Genomic DNA, 18,032 nt, shown 5'->3' on the forward strand with positions numbered 1-18,032 from the left:
CCGGCGCATCGGCTGGTTCAGGATATACCTATGGCATGGCTTCGTCCGGAGGGACACGTGCGAGCCGTCAAAGGGGTTCGCGCGGCGCCCGCCATCGGCCGCGATACCCTCTCACCGCCGCTCGCCTTTTGCCGGCCCGAGCACGGTTTGACGAAGAGTGTCTACGGCGTGCCCGCCATCAAAGCCGGGTGGTCAGGTTCGTAAGCCAGGCCGGCGAGGCGTTGACCAGGACAGTCTCCGCAGCCTTGTCGTAGCCTGTGGCGATCATCAGGCCGGTGGCCACGAGGATGGCGCCCAGGGCGACCTTCAGCCCCTTGCCGAGCCCGATCATCCGGTCGCGCCAGCGCATCAGCACCTCGCGCGAGAGCGTACCGAGGAGCAGGAGCGGCAGGGCGGCGCCGAGACCGAACAGGGGCATCGTAAGCGCCGCCGTGCCCAGGTCCCGCCCCTGAGCGGCGAGGAGGGACGCAGCGCCCAGGGTCGGCCCAACGCAGGGGCTCCAGACCGCCCCTAGCAGCAGCCCGACCCCGAACTGCCCAAGGAGCCCGGCTGTCGAGAAACCGCCCAACCGGCTCTCGATCCAGTTGCTCACCGGACCGGCGGTGACGGCGAGCCGGGTCTGGGCAGCTGGAACCATCAGGACGAGCCCGATTGGGACCAGCATTATGGCCGCGACGGTACGGAAGACATCGTCGTCGAGACCGATGGCGAACCCCACAGTCGCCACGAACAGCCCGATAGCCACGAAGGACAGCGCGAGGCCGGCGGCGAGGGCTGCGGGGCCGAGCCGGTCCTCCGATGCCGCGGCACCAAGCACCAGCGGCAGCAAGGGCAGCACACAGGGTGACAGCACCGAGAGGATGCCGGCGATAAACGCGAGGCCGAACGTCGTGGCCACGACCGACCTACAACGCCTTCTCGACGGCGCCCTCGATCCACTCCGGCTGGGTATCGCCGACCGAACGACCCGTCTCCTTCTCACCCTTGAAGGTGATCAGGGTGCTCTGCCTCGTCGCGCCAAACCGCTTCAGCACGTCCTTCCGGCTGTCGAAGTCGACGTCGAACACCTGTAGGTCCTTGAACCGGGGCTGGGCTTCCAGCTTAGCCAGGATCGGCTTCTGCGCCGCGCAGACGGTGCACCACGGCGCGGTGACGTGGACGAGGATCGGCTTGCCCGCCTTCTGCGCCGCCTCGAAGGCCTCGGGGCTGAAGACCGCCTCGGCGGCATTCGCGGCGGTACCGAACAGCAAGGGAGCGGCAGCCAGGGCGCCGAGAAGGAAGCGACGGGTGGTCATGGGCTGTCTGTGTCCTTGGTGATGGGTCTAGGCAGACGGCCGGCTCAATTGGTCGCCTGGGTGACGGCGCGGTCGACGTTCACCCTTTCCGCCCAGTCCTTGGCCTCGGCCTGCCCCTTGAGGTCGATGAGCCGAGCACCGCTGACGTCGACGTTCTTGAAGTCCGCGCCCGTGACTGTGGCGCCGGTCAGGTTGGCGCCTGACAAATCCGAGCTCATCAGCATCACGTCGGTGAGGTCGGCGTCCTTGAGGTTGGCATACTCAAGGCGCGACCGGCCGAGGTTGGCTCCCTACAGGTTCGCGCCGGAGAGGTTCACCGAGGTGAACACCGTCCGCATCAGGCCCATGGACTGGTTCTTGATGTCGGCCCCACCCTTGAGGTCGACCAACGTCGCGCCGCTCATGTTAGCGCCCTTGAAGTCTCCGATGGGCATGGAGCGGCTGAGGTCGGCGCCGCTGAAATTGGCGTCCCGGGCGGTGATGCCAAACATCTTCGCGTCCGCGAGCTTGGCGCCGGACAGGTCGGCCTTCAGAAACCACGCCTGTTCGAGGTTCGCGCCGCTGAGGTCTGCGCCACGGAGGTTGGCCTTGTTAAGGCGCGCCGTCCGTAGGTTGACGCCCCGGAGGTTCAGCCCTGAGAGATCGAGCCCGGAGAGGGACTTGTCGTGCAGGTCGACCGGCTTGCCGTCCGCGGCCTTGATCATCGTCTCGACGTCGGCGCGGCACATCTCGGCCTTGGTCATGGCGGGCGAGGACATGTCCGCCCCGAGCAGCAGGTCCTGTTCGGCCGAGGCGGGGCAGGCTGCGAGGACGGCGAGCATGAAGCTGAGGGCGAGGCGGCGCATCGGTTCACTCCCGGCGGCGCCACACATGGCGGGCGCCTTATCGTGTTCGTTGTGGCGCGATGCTATGCCGGCCCGCTGCACCCGGTCGGTGACCCAGGTCACACAAGTCCGGCGCGGCGGGAGAAAAACGCAACGCGAGCCGGACGATCAGCCCGTCGTCATGGCCGGGGGACTGTGCCGCCATGACGGATGCCCACAAGGTCGAACGTTGGATCGACCGGTTTCCGCTGCTTCAAGCGCTCAGCCCGGCGCACCTGCAGATCGCCCGGGGAACCGTCCACTTCCCGGTCCTGGACGCCGGCGCCATCGCCTACGAACTTGATGGCGAGTGCGCCAACTACCTGATGTGCCTGGAAGGCCGCACGCGCATCTTCCGGATGTCCGAGGGCGGGCGCGAGGTGCTGATCTACAAGGTCGGCCCCGGCGGCACCTGTGCCCTGACCACGCAGTGCCTGCTGTCCGGCGGCACGTTCCCGGCGCAGAGCGTGGCCGAGGAGAAGACCGAGTTGGCGGCTCTGCCGGTGGGCACGTTCCAGCATCTGATGGGCGAGAGCGCCGCGTTCCGCAGCTTCGTCATGGACGACTACACGCGGCTGATGTCCGGCCTGTTCACGCTGATCGATGAGGTCGCATTCGCGCCGCTGAAGCAGCGCCTCGCGCAACGGCTCCTGGCCGAGGCCGATCCGCGGGGTGTCGCCGCGGTGACCCATCAGAAGCTCGCGGACGACATCGGCAGCGTTCGTGAGGTGGTCAGCCGCCTCCTGGGGCAATGGGCAGAGGCGGGCCTGATCGAACTTCGTCGGGGCGCAATCGAAATCGTTGACCGTGCCAGCTTGGCGGCCGCAGGTCGGCAGTGACTTGGGCGTGGGTTGTCTGCTTTCTCGGCCGAGGCGGATCGAGCTTTTCGACTGGATTGGGTCGGAAGCAAGATGGCCGTTCAGGGTGGATTACGGCCGAGACTCTTTCCGGCGCAGGCCCGGACGAAGCGGACGCTCTGGGATTAATTGGAGCAGGCCACCAGCGACTGGTCGGCCATAGCCCTTCGCGACCGCTCCCGAGCACTCGTTCGGCATATGCGGCCCCGACTGGGAAGTGGTCGTATCAAAAAGCACCCCAGGAGCGGGGGCTCCCAGGGTGTAGCCGACCTCGCGGCCAGTTTGATCGGGCTGGGGATACGAAGGTCAGCCGGAGGGCTGCTCTCATGCGGCGGAAGGCGACGAGGAGGACCAACTACCCCTCGCCCACCGTCGCATCTCCCGGCGCGCAGGCCGGGAGCAGCTCGACCGGATCTCAGTAAGAGCCGAACTTGAAGTTCAGGCCGGCGCGGGCGATGGCGCCCTCGGTCCGGAAGCGGGAGATGTAGCCGACGCCCGGGCCGCCGACGGAGCCGACTAGCAGGTTGTGGCTGCCGAGGTCGTAGCGCAGGTACTCGGCCTTGATCGTCACGGCGTTCGACCGGAAGAAGTTCAGGAACGAGTCGGTGGGCAAGGCGTACTCGATGCCGCCGCCGTAGGCGTAGCCGGTATCGATCCGCGAGCGGCTACCGAAATAGGTCAGCGGCGCGGCGGTCTGGAAGCCGACGCGCTGGGTCACGTCGCCGTAGGCGAAGCCGCCGGTGCCGTAAACGAACACGCGGTCGAAGGCGTAGCCGACCCGGCCGCGGACGGTGCCGAGGAAGCTCAGGTCCGTCCGGTACGTGTTGGTCAGGACGTTCGGGTTGAAGGCCGGACGGAAGATCGACTGCACGCCGGTGCGCTGCAGATCCATGTACTGGGCGTCAGCCTCGATACCGACGACGATGCCGGAGCCGGGGGTGAACTGGTAATTGTACCCGACCTGACCACCGGCAGAGAAACCGTCCTGCGGCAGGCGGACGGCCGGGCTGCGCAGCAGGTTGTTCACGTTGCTCTGAAGGGCGCCGATGCCGACGGTCCGGATCGTGTCCGCCTCGGTGTAGGCGTAGCCGGCGTTGATACCGAAGTAGGCGCCGGTCCAGGTGAAGACCGGGACGGGGGTGAACACTGGCGGCGGGGCGGCGCGGCGCGGCAGGTCGGCGGCCGAGGCGGCGCCGGTCAGAGCAGTGCTCGCAACCAGAACACCAAGCAGGTTTTTAATCACAGCAATCTCTTGTTCGTGACACCAATCGCGCCGCAAGTTAGACGATAACGCAGCGCACCGATGTACCATCCAAGTCACATCCCGAACTAAAGCTGCTTCAAATCATTTTCTGATGTCGGCTAGACTAAGTGTCCCGACTGGAAAACGGCAACGACATTGCCGTATCTATTTGGGGGCAAGATAAACGTCTCAGGCTGGCCTTTAATCCATCTCCCTGCTCTCTCGTGCCAAAATTTCACCATTTCCGGTCCTGCCGACCCAATCGCCGCGCATTCGGGCGATCTGCGCGCCGGTGTCGTTCTCGGGTGCGGCCAGGGAAACCGACGGGTTGACAGCACCGTTCACGCGTGAATGATTCAGGTCTGAACGGAGCGCCGCTCAATGGCGACATCGACTAAGCAGCCTGGGCTCAGGCTTGACGACCAACTTTGCTTCGCCCTTTACGCCGCGACGAACTCGGTCGTGCGCGCCTACCGGCCGCTTCTGGGCGAGCTCGGGCTGACCTACCCGCAGTACCTCGTCATGCTGGCGCTCTGGCAGGACGGCGTGACGGCGGTGCATGACCTGGCCACCCGGCTGCAACTCACGTCCAGCGCGATCACGCCCCTGGTCGACCGGCTGGAGGCTGCGGGTTTCGTCACTCGCGCCCGTGCCGATGACCGGCGCGTCGTCCTCGTCGCCCTGACGGAGACGGGCCGGTCGTTGGAGGTCAGGGTCTCAGAGGCCCAGCAGGCCGTCGTCTGCCGCACCGGGCTAGGCGACCGCGACCTCGCCGACCTGCGCCAGGAGTTAAAGGAACTCGCCGACCGCGTCGCCGCGACGGGCATGGCCCGGGACGACGACCCGGACTGAGGATGCACCGCGCGCAGGCGGCGATGCTCCCTGCGGAGGCGAACTTTTCCTGCGTGGGTTCGACGGCGGGATGGCCGGCGACCCGGGCGGATCTATCGAGGGCCATGCGTCATTGCCGGCGCCCTCCAACTTGTCGGCTCGCGATGGGCCGGACGATGCCCGCACGCCATGCGGGTCGAACATAGGAGGAAATATGGACGCGCAAGCGACCGGGGATCCAGGGGGCGGCCAGCCCTGGGGACCCCACAACACGGTGACGGTGGTCGACCCGTCGCCGGTGAATTGGCTTTCCATCACCTGGAACACGATGGAGGAGGCCAACCGCGTCGACCACGACGGCATCGGCCAGCCAAGCCTCGCCGAGAGCTGGCGTTGGCTCGACAAGGAGACCCTCGAACTCACGATGCGGGACGCGGTCTACCAGGACGGCGAGCCCTTCAACGCGGCGATGTTCAAGCTCGGCTTCGACAAGGTTCAGGAATGGACCAATCCGCACCCGCCGGGCGCCTTCCTGAACTTCGCCCGGGACGTGACCTGCGAGGCGGTGGACGAGCGCACCATTCGCATGCGCTTCCCTGGCGGGGACTCCGCGGCGCTGATGAAGCTGCGCGGCATGCACCTACCGTCTACGCGCTTCTGGAACGAGTGGGGCTTCGTCGACCCGAAGACGGGTTCGGCAGAAGGTCATTGGTGAGTCATCGACGCGCCTGGTCCGTGGGGGACTGGCCCGTTCGTGCTCACCGAGGGCGTCTCGCTCATCGATAGCCGCTCCGACCGCGTGGTCATGGAGCCCAACCCGACGTACTGGAACCCGGCCCGCAGGCCGACGGTCCGGATCGTCTACGACAACGTGATCGGCAAGGCCGAGGGCATCAAGTCGGTGGCGTCCGGTGACGGCCGGGTCGACGTGGTGTTCGACCTGACGCCGGACGAGGCGCACGCCTTCCCGGCAAGCGAGCACGGCAAGATCCAGACGAAGAAGGCGAAGACGATCCTGACGGGCGTCTTCAACGAGAACCGTCCGGACTCGCCCTGGCGCAAACCGGAGGCCCGCCGGGCGCTCAACCTCGCCATCGACCAGGCCTTCGTGCTGGAGCACGGAGCGCATGGCTACGGCACGGTGATCCCGGCCTTCATCCAGCCCGGCCGCTACGGCGCGGACCCGGACATGAAGCCGATGCTACACGACCCCGAGGGTGCCAAGCGCACGCTCGACGGCCTGGGCCTCGGGGGGCGGGAGTTGGTCTTCGTGGCGTCGCCCGCCTGGAAGGGCGTGGTGGAGGCCATCGGCCAGTGCCTCGCCAAGGTCGGCCTGGGCTGCCGCTTCGTCAGCGACCGGGGCGACCTGCCGGAGGAGTTCGACGTCAAGCTCGAATGGTATTTCGACTGGACGCCGCAATATCCGGTGGCCTGCGTGCACCGTGAATTCTTCGGGAAGGACGCGACCCTGCGCCAGGGTCCGGAAGACCCGAGGTTCGACGCCCTCTACGACAAGCTCCTGCATACGCCGGAGACCGGGACGGAGGGGGTGGTGCGCGAGGTGGAGCGGTACCTACAGGACGAGGCCAAGGCCCTGTTCCTGTACTCGCCCTTCACCCTGTTCGCGGTGTCGGACCGGGTGGCGTTCACGCCCTACGACACCTGCATGTCCGAACTCGCCGAGACCCGGATCAAGGGTTGAGGCGGAAGGCGGCGCGGGGGGCTCCCGCGCCGCCACCTTCCGCGGACGAGAAGGCCGCATGATCGTTGTCACCGCCGGCCACATCGACCACGGCAAGACCGCGTTGGTGAAGGCGCTCACCGGCATCGACGCCGACCGGCTGCCCGAGGAGAAGGCCCGGGGCATCACTCTCGATCTTGGCTTCGCCTACGCGCCGCGGGACGGTCGCCTGCGGGTCCCGCTCGGCTTCGTCGACGTGCCGGGGCACGAACGCCTGGTACGAACCATGGTGGCGGGCGCCACTGGTGTGTCCTGCGCGCTGCTGGTGGTCGCGGCCGACGACGGGGTGATGCCGCAGACCCGCGAGCACGCCGTCATCCTCGACCTTCTCGGCCTCGACCGCGGCATCGTCGCCGTGACGAAGGCCGACCGCGCTGACCCGGAGCGCATCGCCGCGGTGACCGTGGAGATACATGCCCTCCTCGCAGGTACCGGCCTCGCGGGAGCGCCGGTCGTCGCCTGTTCGGCGCTGACGGGATCGGGCATCGACGACCTCGCCCGCCTGCTGGAGGCCACGGCTCGTTCCCGCGTCCCGACCGGTGCTGACCGCGGCTTCCGGCTCGCCGTCGACCGGCACTTCACCGTGCCCGGTGCCGGCTTGGTCGTGACCGGCGCGGTACATGCCGGCACGGTCCGCGTGGGCGACCGGCTGCTCGTCTCGCCCGGCGCGCGCGAGGTCCGGGTGCGCGGCGTGCGCGTCCACAACGCGGTGGCCGAGACCGCGCGCGCTGGGGAGCGCTGCGCCCTGAACCTGGTTGGTCCCCGGCTGTCCGTCGACGACGTGGGTCGGGGCACGTGGGTCCTGGCGCCGGACCTGCACGGTCCGGCGACCCGCCTCGACGTCTCCGTGCGCGTGCTGCCGCACGAGGGTCGGCCCCTGCGCCACCGTACCCCGGTGCATCTCCATCTCGGGGCGGCCGCGGTGACGGGACGGTTGTTGCTCCCTGGGGCTGGCTCGGTCGAACCGAGCGCGACCGCCCGGGCAGTGATCACGCTCGACCGCGAGATCGGCGCCCTGGCCGGTGACCGCTTCGTCCTGCGCGACGTCTCAGCCGTGCGTACGCTCGGGGGCGGTTGGGTGCTAGACGTGGACGGGCCGCGCCGAGGCCCCTGGACGCCGGAACGCCGGGCGGTCGTCGCTGCGCTCGACACCGTGGATGACGGCCGCGCCCTCCGAGGCCTCCTCGCCACCTCCGGACCCGGGGTCGACCTCGTCCGCCTCGCCCGCCTGCGCAATTTGCCCGCGGCGATGCTGGACGCCCTCGTCGCGGAGGAGGGTGCGGTCGTCGCGGAGGATGGCCCGCGGCTCGCGTTCCAGGGTTCGCGGATCGCCGTGCTGGCCGCGCGCGTGGTGTCCGAACTCGCCCGGACGCACATGGCGCAGCCCGACAACCCCGGGCTCACTCACGACGAGATCGCATCGACGGTGGAGGCCGGGGACCGTCCCGCCCTCCCGGCCGCCCTCGACGGCCTCGTCCGGACGGAACGGGTACTGCGACGCGGCGCGCTCCTGCACCTGCCCGGCCACGTGGCGCGCCTGCGTCCGGCCGACGCCGTCGTCTACGACACCGTTCGCGCCGTGCTGGAGGAGGCGGGCTTGGATCAGCCCCGCCTCACCGTGCTCGCCGAGCGCCTGGGCCGCCAGCCCGACGAGCTCCGCCGCCTCCTCGACAAGGTCGGCCGACTCGGCTGGCTCGTGCGTGTCTCGAATAGCTACTACGCGCTGCCGGAGGCAGTCGCCGAACTGGCGCGCATCGCGGACGCGGTGGCGCGGGAGCATCCCGAGGGCCTGCTGACGGTCGGGCGATTTCGCGAGATGGCCGGCATCGGCCGCAACCTGACCATGCCGCTCTTGGAGTTCTTCGATGGACGGGGGTTCACGGTGCGGATCGAGGCGGGACGCCGCATCCGCACCGATTGGCGCGTCCTGGCCTCGATCAGATTGGCATGACGCCACGCATGAAGGGTCGGGGCCGGATCCCACCGTCCTGCCACGGTGGGCATGACGGTGGGACGCTTATCCCAGCCCGAGCTGAAACCTTTCGGGACGGGCCTCCGTACAGGTCGGCATACGCCCGGCCAGGGCGCGGCGCGGGGCCCTGCTCCGGCGCCCGAAAAACTGTGCGCGGTCGCCAGCGCTCAAGGATATTTCTCTCGGAAAATCAGGAACTTGCGGCGCAATTCTCATCTTGCATCACTGTGCGAAGGGGGATTCCTTCCCCGTACAGGAGACATCGAATGAAGATCACCACCCTAGCGCTCGCGGCCTCGGTCCTCGGTGGCCTCGTGCTCGGAACCGGCGCCGCCTCAGCCGCCCCGATGGGCCCGAACGGCCTTCAGACCGCCCCGGCAGGCGTCACGCAGGTTCGGATGAGCAGCAGCGAGCGCATGATGATGAAGAAGCGCATGATGCATAAGAAGATGATGAAGCGTCGGATGATGAAGCGGAAGATGATGATGAACCGCATGTAAGCGGCCATCACGAACGCGGCGGCCTGACCTTCGGGTTGGCCGTCGCGCCCCGCGGTTCCCGGGATATGTCACCCTTATGCCCCGCACGTACCTGCTGCTCGGCGTCATCGCAGCCGTCGGCGCCGCGACGCTCGGCGGCTGCGACCGCCTCGCATCGACCTGGGCCGGACTTCGCCGCTCTAGCCGATATCGCTAGGAGACGAAGGCAAGAGGCCGCTGACGGAGCAAAAGCCTTTTCTCTACGCTCAATTTATCCGATACGGAATTTTGATGCCCCGAAACTGATTGTTGGCACGGTCATCATCAGTAGCGACCGCGACTATGGCAAATATCAGAAGGGCGGTGAGGTTTATAATATTGATTGCCGAGTTCACGGCGAGGCGCGCGTTGGCATCAGCAGCGTAGCTGGGCCGTCTGGGCGTGCGCCATTTCGGGTCTTAGCGAAACGCCAAGGCCGCAGGGTCAAGGTCCGGTTAATTGCCGCCTGAGCTTTGAAGCAGCCATTCTGCTTACGGCCAGACTACGCCGCGCCGGATCGCCATCGCGCGCAGAAGCGGACGTTCGGCTTGGCGCCCTATCCGGTCATGCACGGCGTTGCGGCTAGATCCCGAAAGCGGACCTCCGAGCGGTACGCCCTCGTCAGCGCGGCAGGGCGGCGCGAGGCGGATCTTCTTACGGTCCAGACCCTTCGAAGCCCGTGGACAACTCCGACTTAAGTGCCTCGTAGAACATGGAGGCCGCAGGCGTCAGTGATGTGTTGCGGCGGCGCACCAGACTGATCGTGCGGTAGATCGCGGGCTCGGTCAGCAGGATCTCGACGAGATCGTCCCGCGGGTATGCGCTCCTGAGGGCAGCCGGAAGAATCGCGGCGCCGATGCCGGCCGACACCAGAGCCAGAGCGGTCGGCGTGCTCTCGACTACGAACCGACCGCGTGGCGGCAAGTCGACGGCTGCCAGTTGAGCCTCGACGCGGGTCCGGTTGCCGCTGGCGCCGCCGAGGGTCACGAGATCCGTACCGGAAAGTTCGGACCAGCGGAGCTCGCGCCGTCCGGCCAGAGGATGGCCGCGGTGGCAGATCAGCACGAACGGATCTCGCACCAGCCGATCCTCGACGAGATCGACATCGGCCTCCTGCTGAATGTGGATCCCGAAATCCGCTTCCCCCTTGCGCACGGCTTCGGTCACCAGCGCGCCGGAGCGTTCGAGGATCTGTACGCGGTTCTGCGGGTGATCGCGGGCATAGGCCTGCAGAACCGCCGGGATCTGGCGGAAGGCGATCGATTGGACGGTCTCGACCGTAACGTCGCCGATGCCCAGCCGTGAGGTCGTGCGAAGGCGATCGATCCCATGGGTGAAATCGGCGATCAGCCGCGTGGCCAAGGGCAGGAACTCGCGGCCCACGGCACTGAGGCGCACGGTTCGTGTCGTGCGGTCGAGCAGCACCGCACCGAGGAAGCCCTCGAGCTTCTGGATCCGCCGGGTCAGCGCGGTCTGGGTCAACCCGAGGCTCTCGGATGCCCGGCGAAAGCTGCCGAGTTCCGCGATGAGAACGAAGGCCTGAACGCCATCGACCGGAATTTTCATGCGAGAAAATCATGAATTGATGAGATCAATTCATTTTACTCGACGAAGTGGCCGCGGGACAAGATGAACCGGGCGGGGCCTGCCCGACACAAATCGACCCCGGCGGAATACGGGGCTCAGCGGAGGAAACGATGAGCGCGCATGCCGCTGCCGGGTCGCCGGTCGCGACCTCGACCCGTTCGACGCCGCCAAGGTCTGTCTGGACGCGGGCCATGGAAGCGCGGGTCGGTATCATCCCGCTTCCCGTCTATGTCCTCCTGCTGACCCTCATCGCGGCCTTCGCCATCAGAGGAAAGATCTCGGGCGAAGTGACGGTGATGATCGCCGTCCTAATCGCGGGCGGCTTCACCTGTGCCGAGATCGGACGGCGTATTCCGGTGCTGCGGGCGGTCGGCGGATCGTCCCTGGTCACGATCTTCCTGCCCTCATACCTCGTCGCCCATCAACTCCTGCCGGCGCCGCTCGTGCAGTCGGTGACGACCTTCACCAAATCGACGAACTTCATCTACCTGTTCATCACTGCCGTGGTGGTCGGCTCGATCCTGAGCATGGACCGGCGGGTGCTGATCCAGGGCTTCGCCAAGATCTTCGTGCCCCTGGCGCTGGGGTCGCTCGCCGGCCTCCTCGTGGGCGGAAGTGTCGGTTGGCTCGTCGGTATCGGTTTCTGGCGGTCGATCCTCTACGTCGTGGTGCCCGTGATGGCCGGGGGCGTCGGCGAAGGCGCGATCCCGCTCTCGGTCGGCTACGCGGAGGCGCTGGGCGTCGACCACGGCGGGATGCTGGGGCAGATCCTGCCGCTCGTGTTCTTCGGGAACCTCGTCGCCATCATCCTCTGCGGCGCCCTGAACACGCTGGGCAAGCGCCGCCCTGACCTCACCGGCAACGGCCGGCTCCAACCCGCCGCAGACGGAGCCACGGATGCCGACCCCGGTGCGGTTCACCGCAACACCTCCGGGATCGACGTCGCCACCGTGGCGGCCGGCGGCATAACCGGCATCGCCATCTACGTTTTCGGCACGCTGATCCATGCGCTGATCGGCCTGCCCGCGCCGGTGGCGATGCTGTTCCTCGTCGTCCTGGCGAAGCTGCTGCGGGCGGTTCCGGACTCACTCGAAGAGGGCGCCCGCGTGGTGTTCCGTTTCTTCGTGGTGGCGGTGACCTATCCGCTGCTGTTCAGCACGGCGGTGGCGCTGACCCCCTGGCACGAGTTGGTCGAGGCGTTCCACCCGGCCAACCTCGTCACCATCGTGGCGACCGTGCTCGCGCTGACCGGCACCGGCTACGTCGTCGGGCGCTGGCTCGCCATGTACCCGATCGAGACCGCGATCGTGAACGCCTGCCACAGCGGCCTCGGCGGCACGGGCGACGTGATGATCCTGACCGCCGCCGAGCGGATGGAACTGATGCCCTTCGCCCAGGTCGCGACGCGGATCGGCGGAGCGCTCACCGTCACCGCGGCCATCGTCGCGATGGCGCATTTCAAGATCGCCTGACGGAGCCGCGCCGTGCTGATGCGCTCGAAGTTGTTCGTCCCGGCCTCCCGGCCCGAGCTGTTCGCGAAGGCCGCCGCCGGCCCCGCCGACGCCCTCTCCTTCGACCTTGAGGACGCCGTGCCGGAAGCCCGCAAGGACGAGGCGCGGGACAGTCTCGCGGCCTATCTGCGGGAACCGCCGACCGGCCTGCGCAAGGCCGTCGTGGTGCGGATCAACGCTCCCGGCACCAAGCATTTCGCGCGCGACCTCGAGGCGGTGTCTCTGCCGCGCACGGATGTCATCAACCTACCGATGGCCGAGGATCCGGCCGCCATCACCGAGGCGGCCGCCCGCCTCGACCGCCTGGATCCGGCGGGTCGCATCCGCCTCCTCGTCAACATCGAGACTCCGAGAAGCCTCCGACGGGCGGCGGACCTCGCCCGCGCGCATCCCCGCGTCGCCGGCCTGCAGATCGGCTACGCCGATCTGCTGGAGCCCTGCGGCATCGACCGGCACGACGAAGCCGCCGTCGCCCATATCCGCGTCGCCGTTCGGCTCGCCGCCGCCGAGGCCGGCCTGCCCGCCTATGACGGCGCCTTCGCGGCGGTGAATGACCCCGAGGCCTTCCGCGCCGAGTGCGCGGCGGCCCGCCGCCATGGCTTCGCGGGCAAGACCTGCATCCACCCGTCCCAGATCGAGATCGCCAACGCCGCCTTCCTGCCGAGCCCGGACGAGGTGGCGTGGTCGCGCCGCATCCTGGCGGCGGCCGCCGAGGCCGAGACACGCGGCCTCGGCGCCATCCTCGTGGACGGGCGCATGATCGATCCGCCCTTCCTGGCCCGCGCCCGCGCCGTCGTGGCGCTGTCCGATCTCCACACCGCGACGGAAGCCCGATGACCAAGCGCGAACTGCACCGGCGCGACTACCGTCCCGAGGCCCGGGGTATCCTCGACGGGGTGCGCATCCTCGACCTCTCCCGCCTCTTCGCCGGCAACGTCCTGACGCAGATGCTGGGCGATTTCGGTGCCGAGGTGATCAAGGTTGAGCCCCCCGAGGGCGATACCTTGCGCGCCTGGAAGACCGAGGGCGTCGAGACCCACTGGAAGATTTACGCCCGCAACAAGAAGAGCCTGTGTCTGTCGCTGCGCGATCCCCGCGCCATCGAGGTGCTCCGCGCACTCGTGCCCTCCTGCCAGATGCTGGTGGAGAGCTTCCGGCCGGGTGTCCTGGAGGCGATGGGCCTCTCGCCGGAGTCACTGCACGCCCTCAATCCCGGATTGACAATCATCCGCATCTCCGGCTGGGGGCAGGACGGACCCTACGCTCAGCGGCCTGGATTCGGCACGGTGATCGAGGGGTTCTCGGGCTTCGCCGCCATGAACGGCTTCGCCGACCGGGAGCCGGTGCTGCCGCCGATGTACCTCGCGGACGGCGTCGCCGGACTCACCGGCGCCTCAGCCGCCATGATCGCCCTGCGCGAGGTCGAGGTGAACGGCGGCCGGGGTCAGGTCATCGATCTGCCGCTCCTCGACCCGCTCTTCGCGATCCTCAGCCCGCAGGCCGCCAATTACCGGCTCACCGGCAAGGGAAAGCCCCGGACCGGCTCGCGCTCGACGAACTCGGCGCCGCGCAACGCCTACCGGTGCAGCGACGGGCTCTATGTCGGCCTGTCGGGCTCGATCCAGAAGATGGCCGAGCGCCTGTTCCGAGCGATCGGGCGCCCCGACCTCGTGGACGACCCGCGCTTCCGCACCAACGCCGACCGGCTGCGCCACGTGGACGAGCTCGACGCGATCATCGGCGCCTTCATCGCGGAGCGGACGCAGGACGAGAACGTCGCCTTCTTCGAGGCCGCCGAGGTGACGATCGGCCCGATCAACGATGCGGCCAAGCTCGTCGCCGATCCGCACGTCGTCGAGCGCGAACTCATCGCCGACTATCCCGACCCCGACATGGGGCTCATCCCCATGCACGCCGTCGTGCCGCGCCTGCACGACCGGCCGGGCTCGATCCGCACCCCGGCGCCGGCCCTCGGTCAGCACAATCGGGAGGTGCTGGGGCAGATCGGCATCGCGGGCGCGGCCTTCGACGACCTCGTCGCCGCGGGCGTGGTCCGCAGCGGCGACGCCCGCTGACGACAGTGACAGGGAGGATGGGAATGCCCACGCTGACACGCCGCGGCTTCGTCGCGGCCGCCATGGCCGGCATGGCAACGTCCGATTGGGCGCTCGCGACCGACGGAGCGGTCCCGAACTCCGCTGGGACCGAACGGCCGCGCCATCGGGCGCCGGCCAAGGCCTGCGATTGCCACTTCCACATCATCGACGCGCGCTTCCCGCCGCCGGACACACCCAAGCCCCCGGGTATGACCTTCGACGCGTATCGCCTGCTCCAGGCGCGTCTCGGCACGACCCGCGCCGTACCAGTGCAGCCGAAGAACCACGGCACCGACCCGACCTGTCTGCTCGACGCCCTCAAGCGCTTCGGCGGGAACGGGCGCGGCATCGCCGTCCTGCACCCGGATGTCACCGACGTCGAGCTGAAGCGCCTCGACGCCAGCTACGTCCGCGGCCTTCGCTTCAGCGTGTGGAACCCCAACGACACGGTGGCCGCCATCGCGACGATCGAGCCGCTCGCCAAGCGCATCGCCGACCTCGGCTGGCACGTGCAGTTGCACATGTCCGGGGACCAGATCCGGGAGAACGAGGCCCTGCTGAACAGGCTGCCATGCCCCATCGTGTTCGACCACATGGGCCGCCTTGATCCAGCCAGGGGGCCCGACGATCCCGCCTTCGCGACCATCGCCGGCTTGGTCGAGAAGGACCGGGCCTGGGTGAAGCTCGCGGGTGCATACCTGAACACCGAGGCCGGGCCGCCCGGCTACCCGGACGCAACGCGCACCGCCCGGGCGTTCGTGAAGCTCGCCCCCGAGCGCCTCGTCTGGGGCAGCGACTGGCCGCACGTCACGGAGAAGCACAAGCCCGACGACGCGGTGCTGTTCGACCTGCTTTCCGACTGGGCCGGCAGCGAGGCGATGCGGGATAAGATCCTCGTCGACAACCCGGCCAAGCTTTACGGCTTCGCCTGATGGGAGAGCGGCCTATGCGGATGACGCCCTCGCCCTCCCGCCGTCAGGTCGCGGCGTGGCTGACCGCGGGCGCCGCCCTGGTCGCCAGACAGGCGAGGGCCGCTCCCGACGGGGAACCTCCCCTCGCCGATAGGCTCGCTGCCTATGCCCATCGTCTGCGGTCCGAGGATCTCGATCCGGCCACCGTCGAGACGGTGAAGATCCATCTGATCGACGCGCTGGGATGCGGGCTCGCCGCCCTCGATGCCGGGCCCGTGCGGATCTGCCGGGAGATCGCGCTCAGTGACGGGGCGGGCTCCGCGACGGTCCTCGGCACGGACCGGCGGAGCAGCCCGGAACTCGCAGCCTTCGCCAACGGCGTCGCCATCCGCTACGAGGATTTCAACGACGTCTATGTCGGCCGCGAGCCCGGTCACCCTAGCGACGCCATCGCCGCCTGCCTCGCCGTCGCCGAGGCGGAGCGTGCGACCGGCCGCGAACTGATCGCTTCGATCGCCCTCGCCTACGAGATCAATTGCCGCCTGCTCGATGCCGCGGAAGTAACGGGGCATGGCTGGGACCATCCGGTCTACTGCCTGCCTGCCTCCGCGCTGGCATCGGGCCGGCTGATGCGTCTCTCCCCGGAAGCCCTGACCCAGGCCGTCAATCTCGCGATCAACGGCCATATCGCCATGAACCAGACCCGCGTCCAGACGCTCTCGGACTGGAAGGGCGTGGCCGATGCCGAGGCGACCCGCGCAGGCGTGTTCGCCGCGCGCCTCGCCCGCGCCGGTCTCACGGGCCCGGCGCCGATCTTCGAAGGCCGCGCCGGATTCTTCAAGCAGGTCTCGGGCCCATTCACCGTCGACGTGGCGACGTTCGGCGGTGAGGGGCGCCCCTTCCGCATCGCGCGATGCGGGATCAAGCCCTATCCGGCCCAGGTCTACTGCCTGACGGCGATCCCGGCGGCGATCGACGTCGTCGCGGTAGCCGGTGGTGTCGACGCCGTTCAGAGCCTGCGCATCGACACGACGCATCTCGGCTACGTCACCGCCGGCCGCGACCGCGAGAAGTGGCGCCCGACGACGAAGGACACCGCCGACCACAGCCTGCCCTATATCACCGCGCGGGCGATGCTCGACGGCGCCATCGCCAACGACAGCTACGCCCCCGACAAGCTGAGCGATCCGACCCTGCTCGCCCTCATTGACCGGATCACTGTCGCCGAGGACCCTGCCCTCACGGCGATGCAGCCGAAAGCGGTGCCGAACCGACTGACCGCGACGCTGAGGGATGGGCGCGAGATCGTGAGGCAGGTCGACGACGTGCCGGGATTCGTGTCGAGGCCGATGTCCCGCGACGACGTCGAACGCAAGTTTCACATGAATGCGGGCAAGCGTCTCGATGCGCTCGAGGTCCGTCGCGTCCTCGACGCCTTCTGGGCGATCGATGAACGACCCGACCTGTCCGGTCTGCTCGCGCTCCTGTCCTGAGCAAGCCGTAGAAGCGCGTTCCTTCCGTTGTCAGCCAGGATCGGCAGGCTGCTTCGAGCCCATTCGGCCGTGGCATGTCACGTGGAGAATCGCTGAAGCCGACAGGATCACCGAGGCTTTGGCCTGGATCTGCTCCTCCATCTTCGCTCAGCCGAACCCGTACAGCGCCGCGGGATTATCGACCAGAACCCGCGCCCGCGCCCCGTCGTCGGGGACCCATTCGGCCAGAAGGTCGAGCAGCCGGGCGTCGTCGGGCAGGTGCTTCTCGCCCCGGTGCGGCCAGTCGCTGCCCCAGACCACGCGCTCCGGGGCCGCGGCCGCGAAGGACTTCGCGACCGCCGTCGCGTCGGCATAGGCGGGAGGCCCGCTCGCGGTATTGAGGTAGGCCCCCGACAGCTTCATCCACGTCCGGCCGCCGTCGAGCAGACGGCGCACCACGGCGTAGGCGGGATGGCTCACGCCCTGGTCGGGCGGGAGCCGCGCCAAGTGATCGATGACGAGGGGCGTCGGCAGGCGGCTCAGGACGGGTTCGAGTTCCACGATCGTGTCGCCGGTCGCGTAGATCTGGACGTGCCAGCCCAGCGGCGCGACCTTGCGGGCCATCGTCTCGAGGCGCTCCGCGGTGGTCGGCCCCCAGGATTGCGGCGTGCCGAAGTTCACCCGGATGCCCACCGCGCCCTGGCCCGCCATCGTCCGAAGCTCGGCATCGGTGACGTCGCGATCGACCACGACCACCGCGCGGGCCGCGGGGCCGAACGCCGCCACGCCGTCGAGGGTCGGACGGTTGTCGGTGCCGTAGGTCGAGGGCGTCACCACCACCACCCGGCTCGTCCCGAGGCGGGCCTGCACCTGACGGTAGGCGGCGACGTCGCTGTCCAGCACCGGCTGGCCTTTCCAGTGGGGCGAGGCCGGATAGCGGGTCGACAGGATGTGGATGTGGCAGTCGCAGGCGTTCGGCGAAACGGCGATCGTCGGCGCGTCCGTCCCCGACGAGAACGGCGTGGCGTCCGCAGCCTTCGCCGGCCGGTCACGAAGGCTGGCGGCCGTGGCCAGGGCGAACGCCGCGCCACCCTGGAGGACGGTGCGCCGGGATCGGATTTGGCTGAGCATAGGC

At 68.5% G+C, this 18,032-nt stretch carries 14 protein-coding genes and 2 pseudogenes; 10 read left to right on the forward strand and 6 right to left on the reverse strand.

The annotated features are described in order from the left end of the window. Positions 1-178: 178 nt before the first annotated feature. The 3 genes and pseudogenes from ACLBXO_RS02020 to ACLBXO_RS02030 form a co-directional block, all read right to left on the reverse strand. Entirely contained in the window at positions 179-898 is a 720-nt protein-coding gene (locus tag ACLBXO_RS02020; protein WP_447684332.1) for a cytochrome c biogenesis CcdA family protein, read from the reverse strand. 7 nt (positions 899-905) lie between these two features. Continuing rightward, on the reverse strand, positions 906-1,295 hold the full coding sequence (locus ACLBXO_RS02025; RefSeq protein WP_447684333.1) for a thioredoxin family protein: 390 nt from the start codon (positions 1,293-1,295) through the stop codon (positions 906-908). A 44-nt stretch (positions 1,296-1,339) separates the two neighbouring features. After that, positions 1,340-2,140, reverse strand: a pseudogene (locus ACLBXO_RS02030) (pentapeptide repeat-containing protein). 182 nt (positions 2,141-2,322) lie between these two features. Here ACLBXO_RS02030 and ACLBXO_RS02035 point away from each other — a divergent pair. After that, positions 2,323-2,997 (forward strand): Crp/Fnr family transcriptional regulator, encoded by a 675-nt coding sequence (locus tag ACLBXO_RS02035; RefSeq protein ID WP_331298285.1) that lies wholly within the window; start codon positions 2,323-2,325, stop codon positions 2,995-2,997. 433 nt (positions 2,998-3,430) lie between these two features. Here ACLBXO_RS02035 and ACLBXO_RS02040 read toward each other — a convergent pair whose 3' ends face one another. Next, entirely contained in the window at positions 3,431-4,258 is an 828-nt protein-coding gene (locus ACLBXO_RS02040) for an outer membrane protein (RefSeq protein WP_447684334.1), read from the reverse strand. Positions 4,259-4,639: 381 nt separating this feature from the next. Here ACLBXO_RS02040 and ACLBXO_RS02045 point away from each other — a divergent pair, with 381 nt between their 5' ends. The 4 genes and pseudogenes from ACLBXO_RS02045 to ACLBXO_RS02060 all read left to right on the forward strand — a co-directional run bounded on the left by ACLBXO_RS02045 (position 4,640) and on the right by ACLBXO_RS02060 (position 9,302). Then, positions 4,640-5,110: a MarR family winged helix-turn-helix transcriptional regulator gene (locus ACLBXO_RS02045; RefSeq protein WP_100253365.1), complete on the forward strand. Its 471-nt coding sequence runs from the start codon at positions 4,640-4,642 to the stop codon at positions 5,108-5,110. Between the two features lie 307 nt (positions 5,111-5,417). Beyond that, a pseudogene (locus ACLBXO_RS02050) lies at positions 5,418-6,791 on the forward strand (ABC transporter substrate-binding protein). Between the two features lie 58 nt (positions 6,792-6,849). Next, complete coding sequence (gene selB / locus ACLBXO_RS02055; RefSeq protein ID WP_447684335.1) at positions 6,850-8,781, forward strand: selenocysteine-specific translation elongation factor; 1,932 nt, start codon at positions 6,850-6,852, stop codon at positions 8,779-8,781. A 287-nt stretch (positions 8,782-9,068) separates the two neighbouring features. Continuing rightward, entirely contained in the window at positions 9,069-9,302 is a 234-nt protein-coding gene (locus tag ACLBXO_RS02060; RefSeq protein ID WP_447683833.1) for a hypothetical protein, read from the forward strand. Positions 9,303-9,974: 672 nt separating this feature from the next. Here ACLBXO_RS02060 and ACLBXO_RS02065 read toward each other — a convergent pair. Further along, positions 9,975-10,886, reverse strand: a complete 912-nt coding sequence (locus tag ACLBXO_RS02065; protein ID WP_447684336.1) for a LysR family transcriptional regulator — start codon at positions 10,884-10,886, stop codon at positions 9,975-9,977. A gap of 131 nt (positions 10,887-11,017) precedes the next feature. On the opposite strand from ACLBXO_RS02065, the gene ACLBXO_RS02070 reads away from it, so the two are divergent. The 5 genes from ACLBXO_RS02070 to ACLBXO_RS02090 are packed head-to-tail and all read left to right on the forward strand — an operon-like array spanning position 11,018 to position 16,918. Then, a complete protein-coding gene (locus tag ACLBXO_RS02070) occupies positions 11,018-12,379 on the forward strand; it encodes a 2-hydroxycarboxylate transporter family protein (protein WP_447684337.1) in 1,362 nt (453 codons plus the stop codon). Positions 12,380-12,397: 18 nt separating this feature from the next. Further along, positions 12,398-13,255, forward strand: coding sequence for an HpcH/HpaI aldolase/citrate lyase family protein (locus tag ACLBXO_RS02075; protein ID WP_447684338.1), 858 nt, complete (start codon positions 12,398-12,400; stop codon positions 13,253-13,255). Next, the gene (locus ACLBXO_RS02080) at positions 13,252-14,493 is read left to right on the forward strand and encodes a CaiB/BaiF CoA transferase family protein (protein WP_447684339.1); all 1,242 of its coding nucleotides are present in this window, start codon (positions 13,252-13,254) and stop codon (positions 14,491-14,493) included. Before ACLBXO_RS02075 ends, ACLBXO_RS02080 begins: the two co-directional genes overlap by 4 nt. Positions 14,494-14,516: 23 nt before the next feature. Continuing rightward, a complete protein-coding gene (locus tag ACLBXO_RS02085; RefSeq protein WP_447684340.1) occupies positions 14,517-15,446 on the forward strand; it encodes an amidohydrolase family protein in 930 nt (309 codons plus the stop codon). A gap of 14 nt (positions 15,447-15,460) precedes the next feature. Beyond that, positions 15,461-16,918, forward strand: a complete 1,458-nt coding sequence (locus ACLBXO_RS02090; protein ID WP_447684341.1) for an MmgE/PrpD family protein — start codon at positions 15,461-15,463, stop codon at positions 16,916-16,918. Positions 16,919-17,065: 147 nt separating this feature from the next. Here ACLBXO_RS02090 and ACLBXO_RS02095 read toward each other — a convergent pair whose 3' ends face one another. Beyond that, complete coding sequence (locus tag ACLBXO_RS02095) at positions 17,066-18,028, reverse strand: amidohydrolase family protein (protein WP_447684342.1); 963 nt, start codon at positions 18,026-18,028, stop codon at positions 17,066-17,068. Positions 18,029-18,032 lie beyond the last annotated feature (4 nt).

It is taken from the genome of Methylobacterium sp. C33D (assembly GCF_053345825.1).